This is a genomic window from Halomonas sp. SIMBA_159, from assembly GCF_046536035.1.
In the GTDB taxonomy this organism is placed as follows: domain Bacteria; phylum Pseudomonadota; class Gammaproteobacteria; order Pseudomonadales; family Halomonadaceae; genus Vreelandella; species Vreelandella venusta_A.
This window is the reverse complement of sequence record NZ_JAWJBT010001798.1, coordinates 1-230: the sequence shown is the minus strand read 5'-3', so window position 1 is coordinate 230 and position 230 is coordinate 1. Positions and strand designations below refer to the sequence as shown.

Genomic DNA, 230 nt, shown 5'->3' with positions numbered 1-230 from the left:
CTGGTGCTGGCCTGCTAAAACAACAATTTGAGCAGTTAAAAGCCAAATTACAGGCAGAAGGCTTGTTTGACCCTGCGGGTAAAAAGCCGCTGCCTGCTCAGGTTCAACGCGTCGGCGCGAAATTGGCCGGTTACGTGAATTTGCGTTTCGTGCCGTTGGCGAAGGCAGTGGCTTACGCCGTGACATTGACCGCTTTGACAGCCATTACGAGCAACTGATTCTGTGGGATA

The 230-nt window shown here is 52.2% G+C and carries 1 protein-coding gene; it reads left to right on the top strand.

Going from position 1 to position 230, the window contains the following annotated elements; genetic code table 11:
• Nucleotides 1-121: 121 nt before the first annotated feature.
• On the top strand, nucleotides 122-230 hold a 109-nt coding region (locus tag R0J87_RS25405; protein ID WP_498889788.1), incomplete at its 3' end, for a GNAT family N-acyltransferase.